The 4,258-nt window shown below is 68.2% G+C and carries 5 protein-coding genes; 1 reads left to right on the top strand and 4 read right to left on the bottom strand.

The window, feature by feature from the left end; translation table 11 throughout:
- A partial coding sequence (locus IQ216_RS12045; RefSeq protein ID WP_193815645.1) for a DUF3370 family protein occupies positions 1 to 1,318 on the bottom strand: 1,318 nt, incomplete at its 3' end.
- Between the two features lie 333 nt (positions 1,319 to 1,651).
- On the opposite strand from IQ216_RS12045, the gene IQ216_RS12040 reads away from it, so the two are divergent.
- Entirely contained in the window at positions 1,652 to 1,843 is a 192-nt protein-coding gene (locus IQ216_RS12040; RefSeq protein ID WP_186699703.1) for a sigma factor SigF, read from the top strand.
- Here IQ216_RS12040 and IQ216_RS12035 read toward each other — a convergent pair.
- The 3 genes from IQ216_RS12035 to IQ216_RS12025 form a co-directional block, all read right to left on the bottom strand.
- Positions 1,791 to 2,567: a sigma-70 family RNA polymerase sigma factor gene (locus IQ216_RS12035; RefSeq protein ID WP_193815644.1), complete on the bottom strand. Its 777-nt coding sequence runs from the start codon at positions 2,565 to 2,567 to the stop codon at positions 1,791 to 1,793. The genes IQ216_RS12040 and IQ216_RS12035 overlap by 53 nt on opposite strands.
- A 119-nt stretch (positions 2,568 to 2,686) precedes the next feature.
- Complete coding sequence (locus tag IQ216_RS12030) at positions 2,687 to 3,514, bottom strand: ATP adenylyltransferase (protein WP_193815643.1); 828 nt, start codon at positions 3,512 to 3,514, stop codon at positions 2,687 to 2,689.
- On the bottom strand, positions 3,504 to 4,258 hold a 755-nt coding region (locus IQ216_RS12025; RefSeq protein WP_193815642.1), incomplete at its 5' end, for a SpoIID/LytB domain-containing protein. The genes IQ216_RS12030 and IQ216_RS12025, both read right to left, overlap by 11 nt.

Here is a 4,258-nt window from a genome sequence, read left to right as displayed (position 1 = left end):
GGGCAGGAGTGGCCGGGCTGGAAGCGGCCTGGGCCTGTTGCCGCGCCTGCACCATGGCGAGCTGGCTGATCGGAACCACACTCAGCAGATGGCCGGGCGTGGCATCAGCGGGGTAGACGAGACTGACGCGCACCGGATAGCTGCTCCCCCCACCAGGAAGATTGAGCGTGGTGAGGGAGAGACTCTCGCCCGAGCGCATGCCCACATGGACCTCCTGCAGTCCTTCGGGTGTGCGGATCTGAATCGAGCCGCGGAAGGCGGTGAAGGTGTTGACGCCCGGGATCGTGGGATGACTCATCACCAGCTCGTAGGGACCGGAACCTTTCAGGTTGAGATCCACATCGAAGCGCACGCCGTAGGTGCCGACGTTGTCGAGAGAGGAATCGATCATGCGGCTGGCCAGCTGGTTCACCTGCACATCACGGGTGCCGAAATGATGGCGGTCAGTGCTGGTGAGCGGCACATGCAGGGGACCTTGGCGCTTCAGGTCATGGGTGATGGAGGCCTGATATTCATCCCCCAGGGCCACCCCTCCGACCCGGGAAAACACCCGGCGATTCTTGATCGCGGCGAGCTGATTGAGGTACACGCGCCCAGGCGCCAGGCGTCGCTGATCCAGAACCCTGACCAGATCTGCATCGCTGTACGGATTGCTGGCAGCCACCACCGCCATCTGGAACGGCCCGTTGCTGCGTCCCCGCAGCAGGGCATTGGCGATGCCGAGGGCCGGCAACTGGGTGCGGAACAGCACCACGCGGCTGCGGGCGGGGATGGTAATCGTCTCACTGAGACCACGATCCAGACTGCCCCGCAGCATCTGGACCGCCGTGGCATCCCCGGGGCCGGTGTTCCAGGGGCGGACACCCAGGGGTTTGACGCCCATCAGGTTGTTGGCCAGGTAGGGAGCCTCGAAGCTGTTGCGAACGGCACCGCGATCAAAGCTGATCTGAATGGGCTGTTGGCCCGGGTTGATCAGGATCAGTCCAAGGGTGAGCTCGGTGCGGCGCTCACCGGGGCGGATCTGCTTGCGGTAATCCGGGAAATATTTGTGGTGCATGTGCACCCCGAAGTCACCGTTGAAGGTGAACTCAGCGTTCTTCAGGGCAGCGCCGTTTTCTGCCGCGTAGGTCACCCCTGGTTCCGTGGTGATCAGAATGCCAGGACCCTCCACCTCCTCGGGCTGGTTGGAGTGCAGCACCGGCACGCTGTTGAAGTTGCCATTGAGTGCCCTGGCCCGTTGACCGGCCATCAGGGCCACGGCCGCCTGGGCAGGCTGGGCAGCGACCCCCACCGTGGCAATGGCCACCACCAGGACCATGCGACAGAGGCCGCCTGGGTTGGGCAGCAGCCTTGGAGCAACCAACGATCTCAATCGTCTAAGGGGGGAGAGTGCTGTGGTGCTGCGGTGCCCTTGGACGGGTCGGCGCCGCAGAGAATGCCTTGGAGAGCAGAAGGCGTTCAGGGAGCAACCACGCAGGCGAGGGCCATGCAAGGACGTCCGCGGCGCTGCATCTGAGCGGGAGAATCCGGACTACCTTACCGGAGCCGATCCCCGCTGGGTTCAGCCGCTGCTCCCCCGGGGCATGGATCGAGGGCCCGCTCTCAGGCAGGCCTGGCCACCGCTAGAACCTTGTTCTACAACTCCACTTCCATGTTTCCCCCCTTCGGTTGCTGTGGCCCTGCTGAGGCCGCCGGTGATGGTCTGCGCCGCCACCAGGAGCGCAAGCTGCGCATGCTGCGCTTCTGGCGCGATGGCATCGAGCGCCAGCTGGCGGCGGTGAGCGCGGCGATCAGCACCCTGGAACAGCAGATGCAGCGGGATGCTGCTGAACCTCAGGGCTGAGCAGCCAGCCCCGCAGCTCGGCGAGCCCCTTGCGCAGCCGGCGTTGCACCGTCATGGGGCTCACCTGCAGGGCCGCTGCTGTTTTCCTGTAACTCCAACCCCCCAGGATCACCTTCTCCACCACGAGCCGCAGGGGTTCCTCCAGCCGGGCCAGCAGGAGCGCCGGAGCCTCCTGTGAGCCGTGGTCATGGTCCTCGTGGCTGGCACCATCCCCGTGGCCGGCCTCAAGCTGCAGCTCCTCCAGCGAGGGCAGACGCACCAGTCGCTCGGCGGCCATCAGCTGCTGCCAACGGTCCTGGCTCAGGCCCAGCTGGCGGCGCAGCTCCTCCTCCGTGGCGGGGCGATGGTGGGTGGCGAACCACTCAGCTCTCAGCCGGGCCAGCTGCTGCCGCTGTTCATCGAGGCGCCGGGGCAACCGGATCGGCAGAGCCACGTCGCGGAGGTAGTGGAGCAGGGCTCCCCGGATGTGGGGCCGGGCGAAGGCCTCGAAGGGCGTGGCCATGGCGGGCCGGTAGAGCTCTGCGGCCCGCAGCAGGCCCATCAGCCCCACCTGGATGAGGTCGTCGAGGGGTTCCGGGCAACGGTGGTGGTAGTGCAGGGCAATCGGCCGCACCAGGGCCCTGTACTGCTCCACGCGGCGGTTGCGGGCCGCGACGCCGCTGGCGCCTGGAGCTGGGGCGAGGCCAGCGACGGATTTGGAAAGAGTGGCTGTAGAGGTTGTCATAGGAGGGTGCCAACGGAAGAGTGGCTAAGAGCAACCCCATCGGGCTGCCTTGTTTCCAGCGACGCCCATCCCCCGCTGCCCTGGCAACCGTGGGACCACTGAATCTCGGGGCCTGGGCCTCAGAGCGGTGTGGCCACCCGCCGCAGCAGCTCCCAGGGGCCGTGGCACAGCAGCCAGGAGAGATCGGAGCGCTTCGTGGCCAGCAGATAGCCGGCGAACCCGAGCCCGTTGACGCTGTAGCCGGCGCAGTGCTCCTGCTCCCGCCGCACCGTCAGAAACCACTCGTCATCGAAGAGCAGGTTGTAGGGATGGCGTGGCTGGGGATCGTGCCGGGGATCCCCCATGCCGAGCTCTTCCGCATGGCGCAGGTAGAGCGCTTGCAGCTCCGAGGGATCGTTGGGGCACTGGCGGGCACTGAGCCGGTAGCACCAGGGCCAGGCAGGGCTCTGCTGGCGGAGCTGGCTGCGGAACGTCTCCACCAGGGGACAGCTGGCTTCGCCGGCGTGGCGGGGCAGCAACTGCAGATGGCGATGGGGCTGGCTGGCCCCCGCAGCGGCGCAGCTGTTGAAGAACCAGAAGCCCGCGGTGTCCTCGGCCAGGTAGGCCACGGCCTGCCAGTCGGCCAGGGCGATCCAGCCGGCCTGGGGCGCCCAGTCCTGCGTGATCACCAGCAGGTGGCCAGGCTGCACGGGGAACTTGTTGAGCAGCAGCACGTGGCTGTGGCCCAGTCGCTCCACCTCCAGCGCCCGATCCCAGGGCAGGAAGGGATTGGGCCGAGGCCCCTCCCGGCGCAGGTGCTTGGGAGTGGCGCTCAGCAGGCGGCGCAGCACGAAGGGCTGCAGGGCGGGCTGGGCCACCAGCTCGGTGCGCAGGGGCACCAGATCACCACTGCCCTGGGCGGCCTGGGAGATCTCCAGCGCCGCCTTCCAGAGCCGTTCAACCCGCACCGGCCTTCAGACGCGCCAGCGAGGCCCCCTGGTAGTAGTGGCCGAGGATCTGGTTGTAGCGGTACCCCTGCTTGGCGAGGTCCTGGGCGCCGTGCTGGCTCATGCTGGCGCCGAGATGGCCGTGGGCTTCCAGGCTGATCTGCCGGTTGGCGGCGTAGAGGCTCTCCACGATCGCGCCCTGGTAACTCAGGATCAGGCCCGCGGTGGAGGCGGCGGCCTGGCGGGTCGGCTCGCTGACACTGGCCATGCCTCGGTAGGCCTGCCAGCGGGTGGTGTCGCCCAGATGCCAGTGCCGGTCGGCGGGCCTGGCCATGTGGGCCAGGGCATAGGAGCGAGCCGCCACCGCCTGGGCCCGCAGGGCCTCCGGCGACCAGCTGCTGGGCATCTCCGCCCCCACCACCGAGGTGATGTAGGTCTCGAGGGGGAGGTGGTTCACCAACCGCAGCCGGCCCTGCTGCTGGATCAGCCGGATGCGGCCGGCATAGGGCTGACCGTTGACCAGCAGCGCTTCGCCGCTGGTCTGGAACCAGGCTTCCGGCACGGCCTGCAGCGCACCGGAGAGACGCACCCTCTCGTCGGCACCACCCTGCTGGAGCAGGGCCCCGTCGCGGCTGAGCAGTTGCCAGGTCCCCCGGGCCGAAAGGCTGGGGTCGGCTCCGGCCCGTAACAGGGCCACGCGGATCTCGAGGTCGAGCGGGGCGGCGGCGGCGGGCTCAGCCAGCCCCAGCGAAGGGGCCTCAGGGG

Origin of the sequence: Cyanobium sp. LEGE 06143, assembly GCF_015207535.1 — a bacterium.
In the GTDB taxonomy this organism is placed as follows: Bacteria; Cyanobacteriota; Cyanobacteriia; order PCC-6307; family Cyanobiaceae; genus NIES-981.
Note: the sequence above shows the minus strand (reverse complement) of the source record. Positions and strands in the feature narration are given on the sequence as shown.